General features: G+C 72.9%; 17 protein-coding genes. 9 read left to right on the plus strand and 8 right to left on the minus strand.

Annotation, left to right across the window (positions count from 1 at the left end; translation table 11 throughout):
* Window positions 1-86: 86 nt before the first annotated feature.
* Window positions 87-614, minus strand: a complete 528-nt coding sequence (locus tag IE332_RS36095) for a hypothetical protein (protein WP_189925043.1) — start codon at window positions 612-614, stop codon at window positions 87-89.
* 197 nt (window positions 615-811) lie between these two features.
* Between IE332_RS36095 and IE332_RS36100 the strand changes: the two genes are divergently transcribed.
* Window positions 812-1162: a zinc ribbon domain-containing protein YjdM gene (locus tag IE332_RS36100; protein ID WP_189925045.1), complete on the plus strand. Its 351-nt coding sequence runs from the start codon at window positions 812-814 to the stop codon at window positions 1160-1162.
* Between the two features lie 183 nt (window positions 1163-1345).
* On the plus strand, window positions 1346-2893 hold the full coding sequence (locus tag IE332_RS36105; RefSeq protein ID WP_189925056.1) for a long-chain-fatty-acid--CoA ligase: 1548 nt from the start codon (window positions 1346-1348) through the stop codon (window positions 2891-2893).
* Between the two features lie 68 nt (window positions 2894-2961).
* On the opposite strand, the gene IE332_RS36110 is transcribed toward IE332_RS36105, so the two are convergent.
* Complete coding sequence (locus IE332_RS36110) at window positions 2962-3621, minus strand: TetR/AcrR family transcriptional regulator (protein ID WP_229929187.1); 660 nt, start codon at window positions 3619-3621, stop codon at window positions 2962-2964.
* Window positions 3622-3805: 184 nt separating this feature from the next.
* Between IE332_RS36110 and IE332_RS36115 the strand changes: the two genes are divergently transcribed.
* Entirely contained in the window at window positions 3806-4816 is a 1011-nt protein-coding gene (locus tag IE332_RS36115) for a hypothetical protein (protein WP_189925060.1), read from the plus strand.
* A gap of 39 nt (window positions 4817-4855) precedes the next feature.
* Here IE332_RS36115 and IE332_RS36120 read toward each other — a convergent pair whose 3' ends face one another.
* From IE332_RS36120 to IE332_RS36130, 3 genes are all read right to left on the minus strand, one after another.
* Window positions 4856-5230: a hypothetical protein gene (locus IE332_RS36120; RefSeq protein ID WP_189925062.1), complete on the minus strand. Its 375-nt coding sequence runs from the start codon at window positions 5228-5230 to the stop codon at window positions 4856-4858.
* Window positions 5231-5301: 71 nt separating this feature from the next.
* A complete protein-coding gene (locus IE332_RS36125; RefSeq protein ID WP_189925064.1) occupies window positions 5302-6897 on the minus strand; it encodes a restriction endonuclease fold toxin-2 domain-containing protein in 1596 nt (531 codons plus the stop codon).
* Window positions 6898-7105: 208 nt separating this feature from the next.
* On the minus strand, window positions 7106-7942 hold the full coding sequence (locus IE332_RS36130; RefSeq protein WP_189925071.1) for a PIG-L family deacetylase: 837 nt from the start codon (window positions 7940-7942) through the stop codon (window positions 7106-7108).
* 399 nt (window positions 7943-8341) lie between these two features.
* On the opposite strand from IE332_RS36130, the gene IE332_RS36135 reads away from it, so the two are divergent.
* Both IE332_RS36135 and IE332_RS36140 read left to right on the plus strand, forming a co-directional pair.
* Window positions 8342-9223: a ketopantoate reductase family protein gene (locus tag IE332_RS36135; RefSeq protein WP_229929190.1), complete on the plus strand. Its 882-nt coding sequence runs from the start codon at window positions 8342-8344 to the stop codon at window positions 9221-9223.
* A 76-nt stretch (window positions 9224-9299) separates the two neighbouring features.
* Window positions 9300-10223 (plus strand): phosphotransferase family protein, encoded by a 924-nt coding sequence (locus IE332_RS36140; protein ID WP_189925075.1) that lies wholly within the window; start codon window positions 9300-9302, stop codon window positions 10221-10223.
* A gap of 6 nt (window positions 10224-10229) precedes the next feature.
* Here the strand turns inward: IE332_RS36140 and IE332_RS36145 are convergent, their stop codons facing one another.
* On the minus strand, window positions 10230-11105 hold the full coding sequence (locus IE332_RS36145; protein WP_189925077.1) for an SDR family NAD(P)-dependent oxidoreductase: 876 nt from the start codon (window positions 11103-11105) through the stop codon (window positions 10230-10232).
* Between the two features lie 80 nt (window positions 11106-11185).
* On the opposite strand from IE332_RS36145, the gene IE332_RS36150 reads away from it, so the two are divergent.
* Entirely contained in the window at window positions 11186-11866 is a 681-nt protein-coding gene (locus IE332_RS36150; protein ID WP_189925080.1) for a TetR/AcrR family transcriptional regulator, read from the plus strand.
* Window positions 11867-11921: 55 nt separating this feature from the next.
* On the opposite strand, the gene IE332_RS36155 is transcribed toward IE332_RS36150, so the two are convergent.
* Together IE332_RS36155 and IE332_RS36160 are read right to left on the minus strand one after the other, a co-directional pair.
* Entirely contained in the window at window positions 11922-13193 is a 1272-nt protein-coding gene (locus tag IE332_RS36155; protein ID WP_189925082.1) for a serine hydrolase domain-containing protein, read from the minus strand.
* A 100-nt stretch (window positions 13194-13293) separates the two neighbouring features.
* Window positions 13294-13962, minus strand: a complete 669-nt coding sequence (locus IE332_RS36160) for a TetR/AcrR family transcriptional regulator (RefSeq protein ID WP_189925084.1) — start codon at window positions 13960-13962, stop codon at window positions 13294-13296.
* A gap of 156 nt (window positions 13963-14118) precedes the next feature.
* Here IE332_RS36160 and IE332_RS36165 point away from each other — a divergent pair, with 156 nt between their 5' ends.
* From IE332_RS36165 to IE332_RS36175, 3 genes are all read left to right on the plus strand, one after another.
* A complete protein-coding gene (locus IE332_RS36165) occupies window positions 14119-14559 on the plus strand; it encodes a cupin domain-containing protein (RefSeq protein ID WP_189925140.1) in 441 nt (146 codons plus the stop codon).
* A gap of 148 nt (window positions 14560-14707) precedes the next feature.
* The gene (locus tag IE332_RS36170; RefSeq protein ID WP_189925090.1) at window positions 14708-15685 is read left to right on the plus strand and encodes an ABC transporter ATP-binding protein; all 978 of its coding nucleotides are present in this window, start codon (window positions 14708-14710) and stop codon (window positions 15683-15685) included.
* The gene (locus tag IE332_RS36175) at window positions 15682-16530 is read left to right on the plus strand and encodes an ABC transporter permease (protein ID WP_189925092.1); all 849 of its coding nucleotides are present in this window, start codon (window positions 15682-15684) and stop codon (window positions 16528-16530) included. Before IE332_RS36170 ends, IE332_RS36175 begins: the two co-directional genes overlap by 4 nt.
* Window positions 16531-16834 lie beyond the last annotated feature (304 nt).

Raw genomic sequence — 16834 nt, forward strand, 5'->3', positions numbered from 1 at the left:
GGTGACATCGTGTGGAGGATTGCACAAGGGTGTGATCTCCAGGTGTCGATCACGTGATCGTCCGGCTCTCCGCCGACGCCCGGCCCTCAGCGGAAGTACAGCGCCGCCTTCTCCAGGACGTGCGAGGTGAACATCCCGCCCCAGGCGAAGCCGCCCCGGTACATCGTGACCCGGGCGGCCCCCGGAGCCGCCGCCTCCACCGCGACCGGCCGGGCGATCAGCGTGGCCCCGAGCACCCGTCCGTCCGCGCCCGCCCACCGCGCCGCCGCCGGGTCGACGGTGTCGCCGATCAGCGCGGGCAGGATCATCGCCGCGTTGCGGGCGCCCGCCAGCCCGCTGCGGACGCTCCCCGCGTGCTCCATCGCCCAGCTCGTGAACTCGGCCAGCGCGGCCTCGTCGACCCGGTGGACGGCGGCGGCGAGCACGAACAGCTCGACCTTGGTGCCGAACCACCGCGCCTTGCGGTCCGACCGGCTGCCGATCACCGTCCGGATCCCGCGCCAGCTCCCCTCGGTCACCTGGCAGCCGTCCGCCGCCAGGCGCCCACGGAGTCCTTCCAGATAGGCGGTCGCCGAGTCCGCCGTCGGCGCGCTGTCGAACTGATGCTCCGTCATGGGTGGATCCTGCCCCACCCGCCCGGCATCGGGAAGGCCGCGGGGCGTCCCAACCTCAACCATGGCGAGGTCCGCGCGGCCGCGGTCCAGTACCAGGTGACCCATGGGTGAATCCATCACATGACAAACCGGCGAGTTGAAAAATTCTTCATATCCTTAGATCCTGGCCCCATTCCGAACGACTGGACAATGTGAGCATGAGCGACAACCTTCCCCCCTGCCCGAAGTGCGCCGGCGAGTACACGTACGAGATGGACGCCATGATGGTCTGCCCGGAGTGCGGCCACGAGTGGGCGCCCACCGAGGCGGGCGAGGCCGGGGCGGGCGAGCGGGTGATCAAGGACTCGGTCGGCAATGTGCTGAGCGACGGCGACACCGTGACGGTGGTCAAGGCCCTCAAGGTCAAGGGCAGCGCCTCCGGCATCAAGGCGGGCACCAAGGTTCGCAACATCCGCCTGGTCGACGGTGTGGACGGGCACGACATCGACTGCCGGATCGAGGGCTTCGGGGCCATGCAGCTCAAGTCCAGCGTGGTCAAGAAGGCCTGACCCCCGGCCCCCCGGCCCCCCGGCCCATGGCCCCCTGGGGTCGCCCGCCCCGCCGTCCGTACGCCGACGGCGGGGCCGGCCGGGCCGCGTGCCGCCGGAGTACTGGCGGTGATCCGCTCCGAGGACGATGATGTCGCGGTGCCGCCCCGCGGCCCGGTCCGGACCCGTCCCCTCGGAGGCGTCATGCTGAACCTGTCGGTCCTGCTCGAGGACTCCGCCCGTACGCACCCGGACCGTGACGCGGTGGTGCTCGGCTCGACGCGGCTGACCTACGCCCAGGTCGACGCCGCCGCGAACCGGGTCGCCAACCTGCTGGTGGAGCACGGGATCCGGCCCGGTGACCGGGTGGCGCTGAGCTGTCCCAACCTGCCGCAGTTCCCGGTCGTCTACTACGGCATCCTCAAGGCCGGCGGGGTCGTCGTCCCGCTGAACATCCTGCTCAAGTCGCGCGAGGTGGCCTACCACCTGCGCGACGGCGAGGTGAAGGCGTACTTCTGCTTCGAGGGGATGCCGGGCCTGCCGATCGGGGAGGAGGGCCGGCGGGCGTTCGCGGAGGTCGAGGGCTGCGAGCACTTCTTCCTGATCACCGCCGATCCGGCCACGCCCTCGCCGGTCGCGGGGGAGGAGACCCTGGACGCGGCGCTGGCCGGCCGGTCCCCGGTCTTCGACCCGGTGGCCACCGAGGCGACCGACACCGCCATCATCCTCTACACCTCGGGCACCACCGGTCAGCCCAAGGGTGCCGAACTCTCCCACGTGAACACGGTGATGAACGTGCTCGCCTGCAACCGGGTGTTCCGGAGCGCGCCGGCCACCGACAGCCACCTGCTGTGCCTGCCGCTGTTCCACACCTTCGGCTCCACCGTCCAGATGCACACCGGCTTCTCGACGGCCGCGACCCTCCACCTGGTGCCGCGCTTCGACGCGGCGGAGGTGGTGCGGCTGATGGAGACCGAGGAGATCACCTTCTTCGCCGGGGTCCCGACCATGTGGTGGGCCCTGCTGGGCGCCCTCGCCGACACCGTCGACGTGGACCGGATCGCCCGCAACCTGCGGATCGGGGTCTCCGGCGGCGCCCCGCTGCCGGTGGAGCTGCTCGGCCGGATCGAGGAGCGGCTCGGGATCAGGGTCCTGGAGGGGTACGGCCTCTCCGAGACCTCGCCGGTGGTGACCTTCTCCGACCCTGGCCGCGCGCCGCGCCCCGGTTCCGTCGGGGTGCCGATCTGGGGCGTCGAGCTGAAGCTGATCGACGAGGACTGGTCGGAGGTCACCGGGCCCGGCGCCGTCGGCGAGATCGCGGTCAAGGGCCACGCCGTGATGAAGGGCTACTACAACCGGCCCGGGGCCACTGCCGCCGCGATCAGGGACGGCTGGTTCCGCACCGGCGACCTGGCCCGCCGGGACGAGGACGGCTTCTACTACATCGTCGACCGGGTGAAGGACATGATCATCCGGGGCGGCTTCAACGTGTACCCGCGCGAGGTCGAGGAGGTGCTGATGACGCACCCCGCGATCAGCCTCGCCGCGGTGGTCGGCGTGCCGCACGAGAGCCACGGCGAGGAGGTCAAGGCGTACGTGATCCTGCACCCCGGCGCCTCGGCCACCCCCGAGGAGCTGATCGCCTGGGGCAGGGGGCAGATGGCCGGCCACAAGTACCCGCGCATCGTGGAACTCGTCGAGGCCCTGCCGATGACCGCCACCGGCAAGATCCTCAAGCGCGAACTCGGCTGACCGGCCCTCACCCGGACCTCACCTGACCGGTTCTCACCTGACCGACCCTCAGCCGACCGGCCCGGTTCTCACCTGACCGGCTCGCGCCGCTCGACGGCGTCGAAGGCGGGCGCGAGCGGGGCCAGTGCCGCGCGGAGCCGGTCGGGCAGCGAACCGGAGGGGACCACCAGTCCTCCGGCGCCGGTACCCGCGAGGGCCCCCGCAGTCCCGGCCGGGCGGAGCCAGCCCTCCAGCGCGATGCGCACCGCCGCGGCCACGCTCGCCGCGAGCACGCGGGCGGTGGACTCGCCCGCGTTCTCCAGGCGTTCGGCGAGTACCGCCGTGAGCGGGGGCTCGATGTCGGCGGTGGCATCGAGGAAGGCCTCGCGCAGCGCGCTCCGGGTGGTGATCAGCAGCAGTGCCCCGTGCTCGTGCTCACCGGTGCCGGTGTACTGCTCGACCACCGCGTCGGTGACGGCGTCGGCCAGGCGGACCCCCGCGGGCCGGGCCGCGACCGCCGCCGCGACCCGGGCCTCCCGGTCCGCGGTGACGGCGGAGACGATCGCCTGCTCGCGGCTGGCGAAGTAGTTGTTGTAGGTGCGCGGTGAGACCCCGGCCGCCTCGGCGATGTCCTCGACCCGCACCCCGTCGGGGCCGCGTTCCACGGCCAGCCGCAGGGCCGCCTCGCGCAGCGCCGCGCGGGTGGCCTGCTTCTTCCGCTCCCGCAGTCCCGGTGGTGGTGTCGTCACGGGGTCAGCGTTCCACACCGGGCTGCGCGCCCGCAAACTTGCGTGCTCGCAAATCTGCATGCCAGCACATATGCGTACGAGAAAACTTGCGTGCACGCAAAAGTCCTGTCAGTCTCGACCAGGCCGGGGCCGACCGGTCCCGACAGGTCCCGACAGGGAGGGCATCGTCGTGCGGGCAAGAGGAATGACCTACGACACCGGATTCGTCGTGCACGGGCGGACGTCCCGCGAGCACTTCGACCCCGCGGTGGTCCGGCGCGAACTCGCGATCATCCGCGACGACCTGCACTGCAACGCGGTCCAGATCGTCGGCGGCGACCCGGACCGGCTGGAGGCGGCCGCCGCCGCTGCCGCGGAGCTCGGACTGGAGGTCTGGTTCTCGCCGTATCCGCTGGAGCTGGATCCGGAGCAGATCCTCACGCTCTTCCGGGACTGTGCCGAGCGGGCGGAGAGGCTCCGACGGGAGGGGGCCGCGGTGGTGTTCGTCGCGGGGGTCGAGCTGAGCGTGATGAACCGGGGGTTCCTGCCCGGGGAGAGCCCCGAGGAGCGGGTCGAGCAGCTGATGGCCCGCCCCGAGCGGCGGGCCGACGCGATGCGCGACCTCGGGGTGCGGGTCAACGCGTTCCTCCGCGAGGCCGCGGCCGCCGTCCGCGAGCGGTTCCGGGGCGCACTCACCTACGCGTCCATCCAGTTCGAGCAGGTCGACTGGACCCCGTTCGACTTCGCGACGTACGAGCTGATCCGCTCCGCCGAGGTCGCCGACCGGTTCCGGGAGGCGGTGCGCACCCTGGCCCGGGGCCCCAAGCCGCTCGCTGTCACGGGGTTCGGCACCGCGGCCTACCGTGGCGCGGGCGACCGCGGCGGGCGGGTGCTGGAGGTGGTTGAGCACGACCCGGAGACGAGGGCCCCCGCACGACTGAACGGCGTGTACGAGCGTGACGAGGCCGGCCAGGCCGCCTATCTGAGCGAGCTGCTGGAGATCTTCGAGACCGAGGGCGTGGACAGCGCGTTCGTCTTCCTGTTCGCCCTGCCCGGCTACCCGCACCGCCCGGACGGCGACCCCAGGGACGACCTGGACCGGGCCGGCCTGGGCATCGTCAAACTCCTCGAAGGCCGCCGGGGGCAGGCCTACCCCGACATGGAGTGGGAGCCCAAGGCCGCCTTCGCGGCCGTGGCACAGCGGTACCTGCGCTAGGTACCTGCGCTAGGCACCTGGGCAAAGTACCTGCGACGGCTAGGCCGGGAAGCTGTCGATGAACGCCTCCCGGCCGCCGGCCAGGTCGAGCGGCTCCAGCTCGGCGTCGTAGTCGACCCACCACACCACCGGTACGGTGGGCGCCAGTTCGTGCAGCGCGGTGTAGATGACGGTGAGCGGCGCGGAGTGCGGCTCCCGGTCCTCGAAGGAGAAGGCGCCGTGCCGCAGGTTGTAGGACACCTCCGCCCACCGGCCGGGCTCGACCTCGGCGTGGACCTCCAGGAAGTTCTCGAAGGCGCCGCTCACGGTGGCGTCCGGCCAGTGGCGGCGGACGCACTCCGTGAGTTGCTCGCCGGTGAAGGTCCACGGTCCGGCCTGTTCGCGGTCGGCGCTGACGTAGAAGGTGGATCCCACGGGGTGTTCTCGCTTCTCTCAGTGGTGTGGAACGGTGCCGCGGACTGGGTGCCCGGTCGTGGCGGTCACCGTCACGGTACGACGCGGACGTTCCCGGTGACGCCCTTGGCGGTCATCAGGGCCTGGAAGTAGGAGCTGGCCTTGCCGTCGTTGGTGATGAGCTCCAGGTGGTTGACCTTGTTGCGGGGGTCGTTGAGCGCCGACGCGTACTTGTCGAGCTTCTTCGCCTCGCCGTCCATCGTGTTCTCGTACACGAAGTCGAAGACGCCGTCCGCGTTGTCCAGCCGGAAGGGGGACTTGCAGCTCTTCTGCTGGCCGATGTACTTGGCGTCGATCGCGGCGCCGTCCTCGGGGCGCACGCCGTCGGCGTCCATGCCCAGCTCGCGGCCGGTCTCCGGGTCGGTCACGCCGGTGTACAGCCGGTACTCGGTCGACCCGGCCACCCGGACCTGGTAGGCCCGGCGCGCGTCGATCTTGGGGTCGCCCTTGACGGAGGGGCCCAGCGCCTGGAAGGTGCGGCCGTCCTGCTGCATCTGCGCCATCCAGGTCCGGACGGCGGCCTGGTCCTGCGGCGACAGCGCCGGGAAGGGGCTGTTCGGGTCGCGGGGCAGCGGCGGCATGCCGGGCGTGACGGTGAACGGCGGGGGCTTGGGCGCGGGGGCGGCCGCGGCGTCGGTCGCCCCGGCCAGGACGACGGCGGTGGTGGCGACGGCGGTCACCGTGGCGCCGACGGGGATCAGGCTCGCCGCCGCCGCGTCGACCACGGCCGCCGCCTCGGCCAGGACGGCGAGTTCCGCGCTGCCCTCGACGGCCGCGGTCATGGCGGCCGCCGCGGTGCCGGCCTCGGCGACGATCGCCGCCTCGCCGCCGGCCGCCGCCACGTCGGACCCGCCGAGGGTGAAGACGGTCAGCAGGATGCCGGCCCCGGCGACGATGCCGGCGGTGATCGCGAGGTCCTCCAGCGTGTCGCGCAGGTCCTCGACCTGCTTGGCGTACGCCTCGCAGGCCTGGCCGAGCTTGAACGCGGCGTTGGTGATGCTGTTCAGCAGCGGGCCCTCGGTGGCGCAACCGTCGTGCACCTTGGCCCAGTTCTGGGCGAAGGAGGTGACGGCGCCGGAGGTGCTGGAGGCGGTGACGCGCAGCACCCGCTTGTCGCCCTCGGCGCCGAGCTTGCTGACCAGTTCGGCGAAGTGCTTCCAGTCGCTTGCCGCCTGGCGGAGCTTGTCCGGATCGCCCTGCGGCCAGAACTCCTTGAGGATGTCGTGGATCGCCCCGCTGTCGTTGTGCCCGGCGGCGGAGCGGAGCTTGGCCTTGGCGACCTGCTCGTCGCACTGCGGGTTCGCCGACTCCGGGAGCTTCTGCGGCGCCATCATCGAGGCCGCGACGTCGGCGTCGGTCTGCAGGTAGTTGATCGCCATCGTGTACAGGCCGTTGGCCGTCCCGCCGAGCTGGCCGACGACCTGGGCCATCGCGTCGACGAGCTTCTGCGCGGCCGGATCGAACGTGGCGGCGAACTTGGTGCCGGTGTCGTCGTCGCCGGCCATGCCCGCGGTGGCGTCCGTGGCGAAGACCAGGCTGCGGTAGATCTGGGCCGCGGCGTTCTGCAAGTCGGTGAACCCGGCGGAGGACAGCAGCATGTCCGCCGGTTTGACGTGGAAGTCCGTCATGGTGTCCCCCCGATACGTCCTGACACGGCCACGGTAGCAAGCGATGCGGACCGTGACACGTCCCGGGACGGGAGTTCCCACCGCAGGTCAGGAGTGGTGACGGGGTCTTCGCCCGATGCGCACGGCTCCGCCGCGGGTCCTTCGCGAAAGGACCCGCGGCGGAGCGGCGGCGCAGCGGGCGCAGCGGCGGCAGCGGCGGCTGCCGCGGTCAGCGCAGCCCGGCGAACAGGTCGTTCTCGGGCAGGTCCGCGCCGGTGGAGTCCTTGACCCGGACGAAGGTCTCCACGCCCCACAGGTCGTTGAACCGCTCCTTGCCCATGCGCAGGAAGAAGATGTTCTCGCCCTGGCTGGCGTGGGCGGCGAGGGCGTCGAACTTCTGGTCGCCGAACGCGGTGGTGTCCACCCAGGTGCTGACCTCCTCGTCGGGCAGCCCGATCGAGTGCAGGTCGACGGCCTCCGTCGGGTCCTCCGGCTCCTCGAAGTCCGCGCCGAACTCGCGCATGACCTCTCCGAACCGCTTCATCATCGAGTGCGGCGCCGTCGTCCAGTACACCTTGGGCTCCGCCTCGACCAGCTCCAGCGCCGCCATGGTGATGCGGTGGGCCTGGATGTGGTCGGGGTGGCCGTAGAACCCGTTCTCGTCGTAGGTGACGACCACGTCGGGCTGGTAGCGGCGCATCAACTCGGCGAGCCGGGCGGCGCCCTCCTCGACCGGGGTCTGCCAGAAGGAGCCGGGCGCGTCATTGGTCGCCCAGCCCATCATGCCGGAGTCGGCGTACTCCAGGAGCTCCAGGTGACTGACCTTCAGCACCTCGCAGGAGGCCTCCAGTTCGGTACGGCGCATCGCGGCGACGGCCGCCGGGTCGTGTCCCGGGTCACCCGGCTTGACACCCCCCGGTCCGTCGCCGCAACCGCCGTCGGTACACGTCACCAGGACCGTACGGATGCCCTCCGCCGCGTACCGGGCCAGCACACCCCCGGTGCCACTGGCCTCGTCGTCGGGGTGCGCGTGCACCGCCATCAGCGTCAACGGCCGGTCAGCCATGAAAACCATCCTCCGGGTCTGAAAGTGCTCGGTTCCGAGTCTGCGCTACGACGGCAAGCAGCCGCCCCGCATTATCGGGGGCACCGGTGACAACCCCAAGCGATCACTTGGGTAATCCCGATGAATCCCTGGGATTGACTTGGATCATGGTGGATTCGATCATCGCTGCATGGCCCGGGCGGCAACCGGCCCGGCCTCGCGCGTCCGGTACCCACGGGCGGCGGGGCCGTGCGGTGCCGACCCACGACGTGCCGAGAGGAATCCATCGTGTCCGTTCCACCCGTTCCCTCCGTTCCCTTCGTTCCCTCCGTTCCACCCGCTCCTTCCCTTCCCTCCGTTCCACCCGCTCCCGCCGAGGAGCGCCGCACCGGGCCGGCCGGGGCCGGGCGCCGCCGGACGGTGGCGGTGCTCGGCCCCGGCGGCGTCGGCGGGCTGCTGGCCGCGGTGCTGTCCCGGGCCGGCCACCGGGTGATCTGCCTGGCGGGCGAGTCGACGGCGCACGCGCTGCGCCGTGACGGCATCCGCGTCCGCAGCCCGCAGTTCGGGGAGTTCACCGCCCCGGTCGAGGCGCGCACCGAACTGCGCGAGCCCGTCGACCTCTGCCTGGTGACCGTCAAGCAGACCGCGCTGACCGGGGCGGCGGCCCGGATCGCCCCCGAGGCGGTGGCCGACGGGGTGCTGGTGCCGCTGCTCAACGGCGTCGAGCACGCGGACGCACTGCGGCTGCGGTTCGGCGCGGAGCGGGTGGTCCCGGGGGTGGTGCGGGTCGAGTCGACCCGGGTCGCGCCCGGGGTGGTCGAGCACGGCAGCCCGTTCACCGAGATCGACCTGGCCGGGCCGCCCGAGCGGCTCGCGGACCTCGCCGGGCTGCTGCGGGGCGCCGGCGTCCGGACCCGGGTGATCGAGGACGAGCCGACGGTGCTCTGGGGCAAGCTCGCCTTCCTGGCGCCGTTCGCGCTGCTCACCACCCGCTACGCGCTGCCGATCGGCCCGGTCCGGACCGGGCACCGCGAGGAGCTGGCCGCCCTGGTCGCCGAGGCCGCCGCCGTCGGCCGGGCCTGCGGTGCCGCCGTCGACCCCGGGCGCACCCTGGCGCTGTACGACGCCTTCCCGGCGGTGGCGAAGTCGTCGATGCAGCGGGACGCGGAGGCCGGCCGGCCCCTGGAGCTGGACGCCGTCGGCGGCGCGCTGCTGCGGGCCGCCGAGCGGCACGGGGTGCCCGTCCCGCTGGCCGCCCGCCTGGTGGCCGAGCTGACGGCGGGGGCCGCGCCGGCCTCCTGACCGGGACGGTCGGCACGTGGTCGGACGGTGGGAAATCCGGGTGCGTCGATGAACGGTCGGCCCCTAGCCTGGGTGGGTGAACCTCTCGCACCTCGGCACGCCGCTCGGGCCGATGACTCGCGTCCACGGCGGGTTCGCCAACCGGATGTACCGGCTCGACACCGACCAGGGCTCGTTCGCGGTGAAGGAGTTGAACCTCGCCGACCGCCGCTGGGCCTATCGCGTCGAGGACGTGTTCAGGTTCGAGCGGGCGGCCTTCGCCGCCGGCATCCCGATGCCGGAGCCGGTCTCGGCCGACGGGCACACGCTCGTGCACCGATGGGTCGAGGGAGAAGAGGTGCCGGAGGCGCCGGTGTCGGCGGCGTACGCGTTCGAGATCGGTGAGATCCTCGCGCGGGTCCACGCGCTCGACGTCGTGTGGACCCGCGGGCCGGTCGAGGAACCGGTGTCACGGGACTGGCCCGAGCTGGCCGCGCGGGCGGCGGCGACCGGGCAGCCGTGGGCCGAGGAACTCGCCTCCCACGTCGACACGTTCCTCGCGATCGCCCGCCTCGTCGACACCTGCGAACGGCCGGGCCCCGTCGTGCTGACCCACGGGGACATCCACCCGTGGAACCTGCTCGCCCGACAGGGCCGGCCGGTGGTGCTCGACTGGGAGCTCTCGGGGATGCTCGACCTGTCCGGCGAGCTCGGCTCGACCGCGCTGAGCCTCGCGAAGGGGCCCGGCTTCGACGACATCAGGCCCGCCGTCTTCCGCTCGGTTCTTGACGGCTACGTCGCGGGCGGCGGAGCGCTGCCGCCGCCCGGTCCGAGCTGGTTCGTGTTCATGATCGGCGGCTGGCTGGGGCACACGAGGTGGAACATCCTCCGCTGCCTCGCCGGTGTCGAGGCGAGCACCGGCCCCGACCTCGCCCTGTCCCACCAGTCCGCGCGCGACGGCGTCCGCGGCCTCCCCGACCTGTACGCCCGACTCCCGGAGCTCGAGGCACTGCTGGTCTGACACGCCCTATTCCGTCGCGTCCGGCGGGAAGGGGACCGGGTAGGCCTCGGCGAAGTCGGCCGAGCGGGAGACCGCGCGCCACTTGGTGTCGTCGGCGAGCAGTCGGCGGTCCATGGCGATGGAGCCCTCGGCCGCGTTGACCCCGAGCGGCAGGTGGTCGGGGATGTCGCGCCGCTTGGCCATCCGGACCAGGATCTCGGCGGCGCGGACCGGGTCGCCGGCGACGCCGGCCCCGTCGCCGTTCTGCCGCAGCCGCCGGTTGACGGCGCCGACCGTCTCCTCGTACGCCTCCGGGATGTCGTGGACGACCATCGAGGAGCCGGCCCAGTCGGTGCGGAAGCCGCTCGGCTCGACGACCAGCACCTTCACGCCGAACGGCGCGGTCTCGGCGCGCAGGACGCGGCTGAACCCGTCGATGGCGAACTTCGCCGCCTGGTAGGAGGCGATGCCGGGCGAGCCGCCGACCCGCCCGCCCGTGGACGAGAACTGGACGACCAGGCCGCCCTTCTGCTCGCGCAGCAGCGGGATCGCGGCCTTGGTGACGTGGTAGACGCCCCAGAAGTTGGTCTCGAACTGGGCGCGGAAGTCGGCGTCCTCGGTGGTCTCGATCGGCGAGACGTTGGCGTATCCGGCGTTGTTCACCAGGACGTCGATCCGGCCGAAGTGCGTCCGCGCCTCGGCGAGGGCTGTGCGGGCGGCCTCCGGGTCGGTGACGTCGAGCGCGATCGGGCGGATCCGGTCGCCGAATTCCTCGACGAGGTCCGCGAGTTGTTCGGGGCGCCGGGCGGTCGCGGCCACCCGGTCGCCGGCCTCCAGGGCGGCGCGGACGAGGGTGCGGCCGAAGCCGCGCGAGCTGCCGGTGATGAACCAGGTCTGTTCCATGTCATTAGTAAAACACTGTTGCGTTAATAGCGCAACGGCGTTGCGGTAATACGGCAACGCTGTCGCGCTACGCTGGCCGGGTGGAAGCAGCAGCATCGGAGTTCCGGCGGGCGCGCTCGCCCGAGGCCAAGCGGCAGCGCGAGGCCTCGATCCTGGAGGCGGCCCGGGCGCTCGGCCGGGAGCGCGGCATCAGGGACGTCTCCCTGACGGACATCGCCGCCGCGGTGGGGATGCACAAGTCGGCCCTCCTGCGGTACTTCGAGACGCGCGAGGAGATCTACCTGCGGCTGACCGCGGAGGGCTGGCAGGAGTGGTCGGACGCGCTGACCGAGCGGCTGCGGGAGGCCGGGGACCCGGGCCCGGCCACCGTGGCGCGCGCCTTCGCCGCCACCCTCGCGGCCCGCGGGATGTTCTGCGACCTGCTCGCCCACGCGCCGCTCAACCTGGAGCGCAACGTCTCGCTCGACGCGGTGCGCGAGTTCAAGCTCGCCACCCGCGCCGCCCGTGAACCGATCACCGCGGCCGTCCGCGCGCAGGTGCCCGCCCTGGACGACCAGGACGTCGTCGACCTGGTCGCCACCGCCGTCGCCCTGGCCGGGGCGATGTGGCAGATCGCGAACCCGGGCGCGGAGGTCGCCGCCCTCTACCGCAGCGACCCGCGACTCTCCCACGCCGTCATCGAGGTCGAACCCCGGCTCACCCGCATCCTGACCGCGACGATCCTCGGCCTGGCCACGGCGGCCGGCACCGCCCAGGACTGACCACCGGTCACGCCCCGGGCGGCGGCCGGCCGCGCACGGCGGAGGGGGCGGCCGCTCAGCCGAAGTCGGGGATGGGGTGGTCCGGGGCGAGGGCGGCGGCGATCCGCTGGGCGATGGTGTGGGCGCTGTGGCCGCCCGGCGCGTTCGGGCCGTTGGTGGTGGACACGGCGATGGCCAGGTGTTCGCAGGGCAGGTAGTCCTGGGAGGCCGAGTAGCCGAAGAACAGCGGGTGCTGGGAGATCCAGTCGTTCAGGACGAGGACGCCCATCCCGTAGTGGGTGGCCTCGGTCTGCGCGATGCAGACGGTCTCCGGGCAGGTGTCGGTCGGTGTGCCGAGGCCCACCGTCCCCGGGTTCAGCAGCTGCCGGTAGCCGGCGGGGGAGAGCAGTTCGCCGGAGCCGACGCCGACGGCCGAGCGGGCCAGGTCGCAGATGTCGGTGGTCTCCACCGCGCCCGGGGCGGTGGTCCACGAGGGGTTCCAGAAGGTGGATTCCTCGTACCGGCCGCGTTCGGCGGTGAAGGCGTGCAGGACGGGTGTCGGGATGTCCGGCGTGTGGCTGTCGGCGGTCTCGCGCAGTCCGAGCGGGCCGAGGACCTCCTGCTGGATCAGGTCCTCCAGCGGCTGTCCGCTGACCTTCTCCAGTGCGGCGCCGAGCAGGACGAAGTTGGCGTGCGAGTAGCTCCAGTTGCTGCCCGGCTCGTAGAGGAGGTCCGGGCCGGTGGACAGGGCCACCAGCTCCTCGGCCGTCCACTGCCGGAACGGGTCGGCGTACACGGCCTCGCTGAAGCCGGGGACCTTGACGTAGTCGACCAGGCCGGTGGTGGAGGCGCCGAGCATCCGCAGCGTCATCCGCCGGCCGTAGTCGTCCGGCAGGCCGGGCACCCACTGGCCGACCGGGTCGTCCAGGCCGACCCTGCCCTGGTCGACCAGCCGTAGCAGCGCCGTACCCAGGTAGCTGATCGCGATGTTGCCGTTGCGGAAGTGCATGTCGGGCCGGGCCGGGACGCCCGTCATGGACTCGCCGAGCGCGGTGGTGAGGAGTTCGCGGCCGTCGACGGTGACCTTCAGGATCACGGACTCGAGGTCCATCTCCGCCTTGGCCTGCTCGGCGATCCGCAGGACGTCGAGCGCCTGGCCGCGCTCCGGCCGCGGGGAGCTGACGCAGGGCCGGCGGTGGGCCTTGCCGCGGTCCTCGCCGCCGGCCGTGGCGCCGCCGGATGTGACGGTGTCGGCCGTGGCGCCGGCGGTGGTGACGGGGGCGCAGAGGGCGAGGAGCGCGGTGGCCGCGGCGAGGAGCGGCAGGGGGTTCCGGCGGGAGGGTCTCATGGCCCGGAGTATCGGCCGGGCCCGCTCCGCTACCCGGACGGCGGGCGCCGACCCGCGTGAACATCACCCGTCGGGCCCGCGCGGACGCGCCCCGGTCCGGTCAGCCTGCGGCTAGCAGCCCGTCCACCAGCGCGCGGAGCCCGTCCTCGTAGGTGTCCTCGGCGGTCAGCGCCTCCCAGCGCTCGCCGGCCTGCGCGAGGCGGGGCAGCTCGTCCGGGTCGAGTCCGGCGAAGACCTGCTCGCGGTAGGTCGGGCGGTCGTCCGCGCCGCGGCGGCGGGCGGCGGTGACCCGCACCACGATCTCGCCGGCGGTGTAGTACCAGATCGCTCGGTAGCCCCGGACGGCCCGTTCGAGCGACAGTCCCCAGTCGACCAGGCCGTCGACGATCTGCTCGACGAACCACAGGGCGTGGGTGGACATCAGGTCGTCTGCGGTCAGCACCTCCACGATCCAGGGGCAGGCGGCGAGCGCCTGGTGGATCGCGGACGCGGCGGCGACGACCCGCTCGCGCGGTTCGGCCGGCAGCGCGGTGGGGCGCAGGGCCTGCGCGGCGTAGTCGTCCAGCAGCAGGACGAGCAGTTCCTCCTTGTTGCGGACGTGGTGGTAGAGCGCCATCGGCGTGCTGCCGATCTCGGTGGCGAGGCGACGCATCGTCAGTTTCCCGACGCCCTCCTCGGTGACGATCCGGCGGGCCGTGCCGACGACCTCCTCCCGGGAGATCCGGGGAGGCCGGCCGGTGGCCTTGCGCGGTGCGGAGGGCTGCTGCATGCCCCCATCATCTCCCGGGCCTCGACAGCGGAGATCGTCCGGGGGTACTTTCCTTACATGTACGAAAACTACGCGGGGGTGTCCCACCCCCGCGGCGGACCAGCACCTGGAAGGAACACCCTCATGACGACGACCCCGACGACTCCGACGACTCCGATGACTCCGACGACCCCGGCCGCCCCGATCGCCACCGTCGACCTGTTCGCCGCGGCCCTGCACATCCACCCCGACGGCGACCTCCGGGCCACCGAACGCCGGATGACCGGCGGCGACCCCGGCGCCTGGCAGATCGCCACCTTCCACGTGGAGACCGACGCCGACGTGCACGCCGACCACTGGGAGATGCACCCCGAGGCCGAGGAGGCGGTCTGCTGCCTGGCCGGCGGCGTCCGCGTCCACTTCCGCCCCACCGCGCCCGGTGCCACCGAGGAGACCGTACGGCTGGCGGCCGGCTCGGCGGTGATCGTCCCCCGGGGGCGCTGGCACCGCCTGGAACTCGACGCCCCCAGCGACCTGATGTCGATCACCCTGCGCACCGGCACCCGCCTCGAACGGCGCGACGGCACCCGCCTCGAACGGCGCGCCGGCGCCCACTGACCCCGGCCGGCCCGCCCCGCGTGGTACCGCGGTACTACGAGCCCGTCGAGGATCGGCCCCCGGTACCACGGTTCCGGCCGCCCCCCGCCCCTAGCGTGGAAGGCGAGGGCGGCCGGGACGGACCGGCCCCGGACCACAGGGATGACCGATGATCGAGGCGCACCAGCTGACGAAGCGCTACGGCGAGAAGACGGCCGTGGACCGGCTGGACTTCACGGTCCGGCCGGGCACCGTGACGGGCTTCCTCGGGCCCAACGGCGCGGGCAAGTCCACCACGATGCGGATGATCGTCGGCCTGGACGCCCCCACCGGCGGAACGGTCCGGGTCAACGGCCGCCGCTACGCCGAGCACGCGGCGCCGCTCCAGGAGGTCGGCGCGCTGCTGGAGGCCAAGTCGATCCACCCCGGCCGCTCCGCCTTCAACCACCTGATGGCCCAGGCCCACACCCACGGCATCCCGCGCCGCCGGGTCGAGGAGGTCATCGAACTGACCGGCCTGACGTCGGTGGCCCGCAAGCGCGCCGGGGCGTTCTCGCTCGGCATGGGCCAGCGGCTCGGCATCGCCTCCGCCCTCCTCGGCGACCCGGCCACCGTGATGCTGGACGAACCGGTCAACGGCCTCGACCCCGAGGGCGTCCTGTGGATCCGCAACCTGCTCACCGGGCTCGCCGCCGAGGGACGCACCGTCTTCGTCTCCTCCCACCTGATGAGCGAGATGGCCCTCGTCGCCGACCACCTGATCGTCGTCGGACGGGGCCGGCTGCTCGCCGACACCACCGTGCAGGAACTGGTCCGCCAGGCCGGCGGCGACGTCGTCAAGGTCGTCACCGCCGACCCGGCCGCGCTGCGCGCCGCCCTCGCCGGACCCGACGTGGAGATCACCGGCCGGGCTGGCACGGACGAACTGCTGGTCACCGGCCGCACGGCCCGCGAGATCGGCCTCGCGGCCGCCGAGCAGGGCATCGCCCTCTTCGAGCTCACCCCCCGGACGGTCTCCCTGGAGGAGGCGTTCATGGAGCTCACCCGCGACGCCGTCGAGTACCACGGCACCACCACGGCCACTGCCGCCACCGGCACCGGCACCGGCACCGGCACCGACACCGACACCCCGAGGAGCGCGGCATGAGCACCGTCGCACCGAGCCCGACCGCCGCGCCCGCCGACCCGGGGCCCGCCCGTCCGGCGTACAAGGTGACGGCCGCGCGGGTGCTGCGCGCCGAGTGGGCCAAGCTCTGGTCCCTGCGCTCCACCTGGATCACCCTCGGGCTGTCCCTGCTCTTCCTGGTCGCCTTCGGCCTGATCGCCGCCTTCCAGTTCAAGTCGCGGATCGACGGCGGCCGGCCGATGGACCGCGACTTCGCGGAGGCGAGCGCGCTGCGGCTCTCGCTGTTCGGCACCAACTTCTCCCAGCTGAGCCTGGGCGTCCTCGGCGTGCTGGTCGCCGCCGGCGAGTACTCGACCGGCATGATCCGCTCCACGCTGGCCGCCGTGCCGCGCCGCCTGCCGGTGCTCTGGTCCAAGGCCGCCGTGTACGGGGTGATCGCGCTGCTCCTCGGCACCGCCGGGGTGTTCGCCACCTTCCTCGCCGACAGCCGCATCGTGGCCGGTACCCGGGCGGCGATGACCCTCTCCGACACCGGGGTCGTGCGCGGCCTGCTCGGCGCCGGACTCTACCTCGCACTGGTCGGCGTGATCGGCGTCGCGCTGGGCGCGCTGCTGCGCTCGGTGGCCGGCGGGATCGCCGTCCTGGTGGCCGCGCTGACCCTGGTCCCCGGGCTGACCCAGCTGCTGCCCAGCTCGTGGCAGGACCACATCGGCCCCTACCTGCCCAGCCACGCGGGCGAGGCGATGTTCGCCCTCCAGCACGACGGCACCCTGCTCTCGCCGACCGGCGGGCTGGTCGTCTTCCTCGGCTGGACGGTGCTCGCCCTCGCGGGAGCCGCGGTACGGCTGCTGCGCACCGACGCCTGAGCCACCCGGGGCGCCCGGGGCGGGTGAGCCGCCCCGGGCGTCCTGAGACACTCGGGCGTCCTGAGACACTCGGGGTGCGGCGCCGGAACCGACCGGCGCCGCTTCCGCGACCGCGACTCCCTATGACCGCGAACGACCGCGAACGACCGCGACTCCGTACGAGCGCGACGAACCACCGCCACGGAGGTGCCACCGGTGAGCGACCACGCCACCTCCACGGCCCCGGCCGCCGGAGCCGGACCGTACCCGTTCACCGGAGCCGGACCGTACCCGGCCGCCGGGGCCGACACCCTCTCCGCCCATC

Source organism: Kitasatospora xanthocidica (genome assembly GCF_014656195.1).
GTDB lineage: Bacteria > Actinomycetota > Actinomycetes > Streptomycetales > Streptomycetaceae > Kitasatospora > Kitasatospora xanthocidica.

Excerpts from the sequence above, each read along its gene's own strand:
- IE332_RS36095 (WP_189925043.1), bottom strand. The coding sequence starts at position 614 with ATGACGGAGCATCAGTTCGACAGCGCGCCGACGGCGGACTCGGCGACC.
- IE332_RS36100 (WP_189925045.1), top strand. The coding sequence starts at position 812 with ATGAGCGACAACCTTCCCCCCTGCCCGAAGTGCGCCGGCGAGTACACG.
- IE332_RS36105 (WP_189925056.1), top strand. The coding sequence starts at position 1,346 with ATGCTGAACCTGTCGGTCCTGCTCGAGGACTCCGCCCGTACGCACCCG.
- IE332_RS36115 (WP_189925060.1), top strand. The coding sequence starts at position 3,806 with ATGACCTACGACACCGGATTCGTCGTGCACGGGCGGACGTCCCGCGAG.
- IE332_RS36125 (WP_189925064.1), bottom strand. The coding sequence starts at position 6,897 with ATGACGGACTTCCACGTCAAACCGGCGGACATGCTGCTGTCCTCCGCC.
- IE332_RS36130 (WP_189925071.1), bottom strand. The coding sequence starts at position 7,942 with ATGGCTGACCGGCCGTTGACGCTGATGGCGGTGCACGCGCACCCCGAC.
- IE332_RS36145 (WP_189925077.1), bottom strand. The coding sequence starts at position 11,105 with ATGGAACAGACCTGGTTCATCACCGGCAGCTCGCGCGGCTTCGGCCGC.
- IE332_RS36155 (WP_189925082.1), bottom strand. The coding sequence starts at position 13,193 with ATGAGACCCTCCCGCCGGAACCCCCTGCCGCTCCTCGCCGCGGCCACC.
- IE332_RS36160 (WP_189925084.1), bottom strand. The coding sequence starts at position 13,962 with ATGCAGCAGCCCTCCGCACCGCGCAAGGCCACCGGCCGGCCTCCCCGG.
- IE332_RS36165 (WP_189925140.1), top strand. The coding sequence starts at position 14,119 with ATGACTCCGACGACCCCGGCCGCCCCGATCGCCACCGTCGACCTGTTC.
- IE332_RS36170 (WP_189925090.1), top strand. The coding sequence starts at position 14,708 with ATGATCGAGGCGCACCAGCTGACGAAGCGCTACGGCGAGAAGACGGCC.
- IE332_RS36175 (WP_189925092.1), top strand. The coding sequence starts at position 15,682 with ATGAGCACCGTCGCACCGAGCCCGACCGCCGCGCCCGCCGACCCGGGG.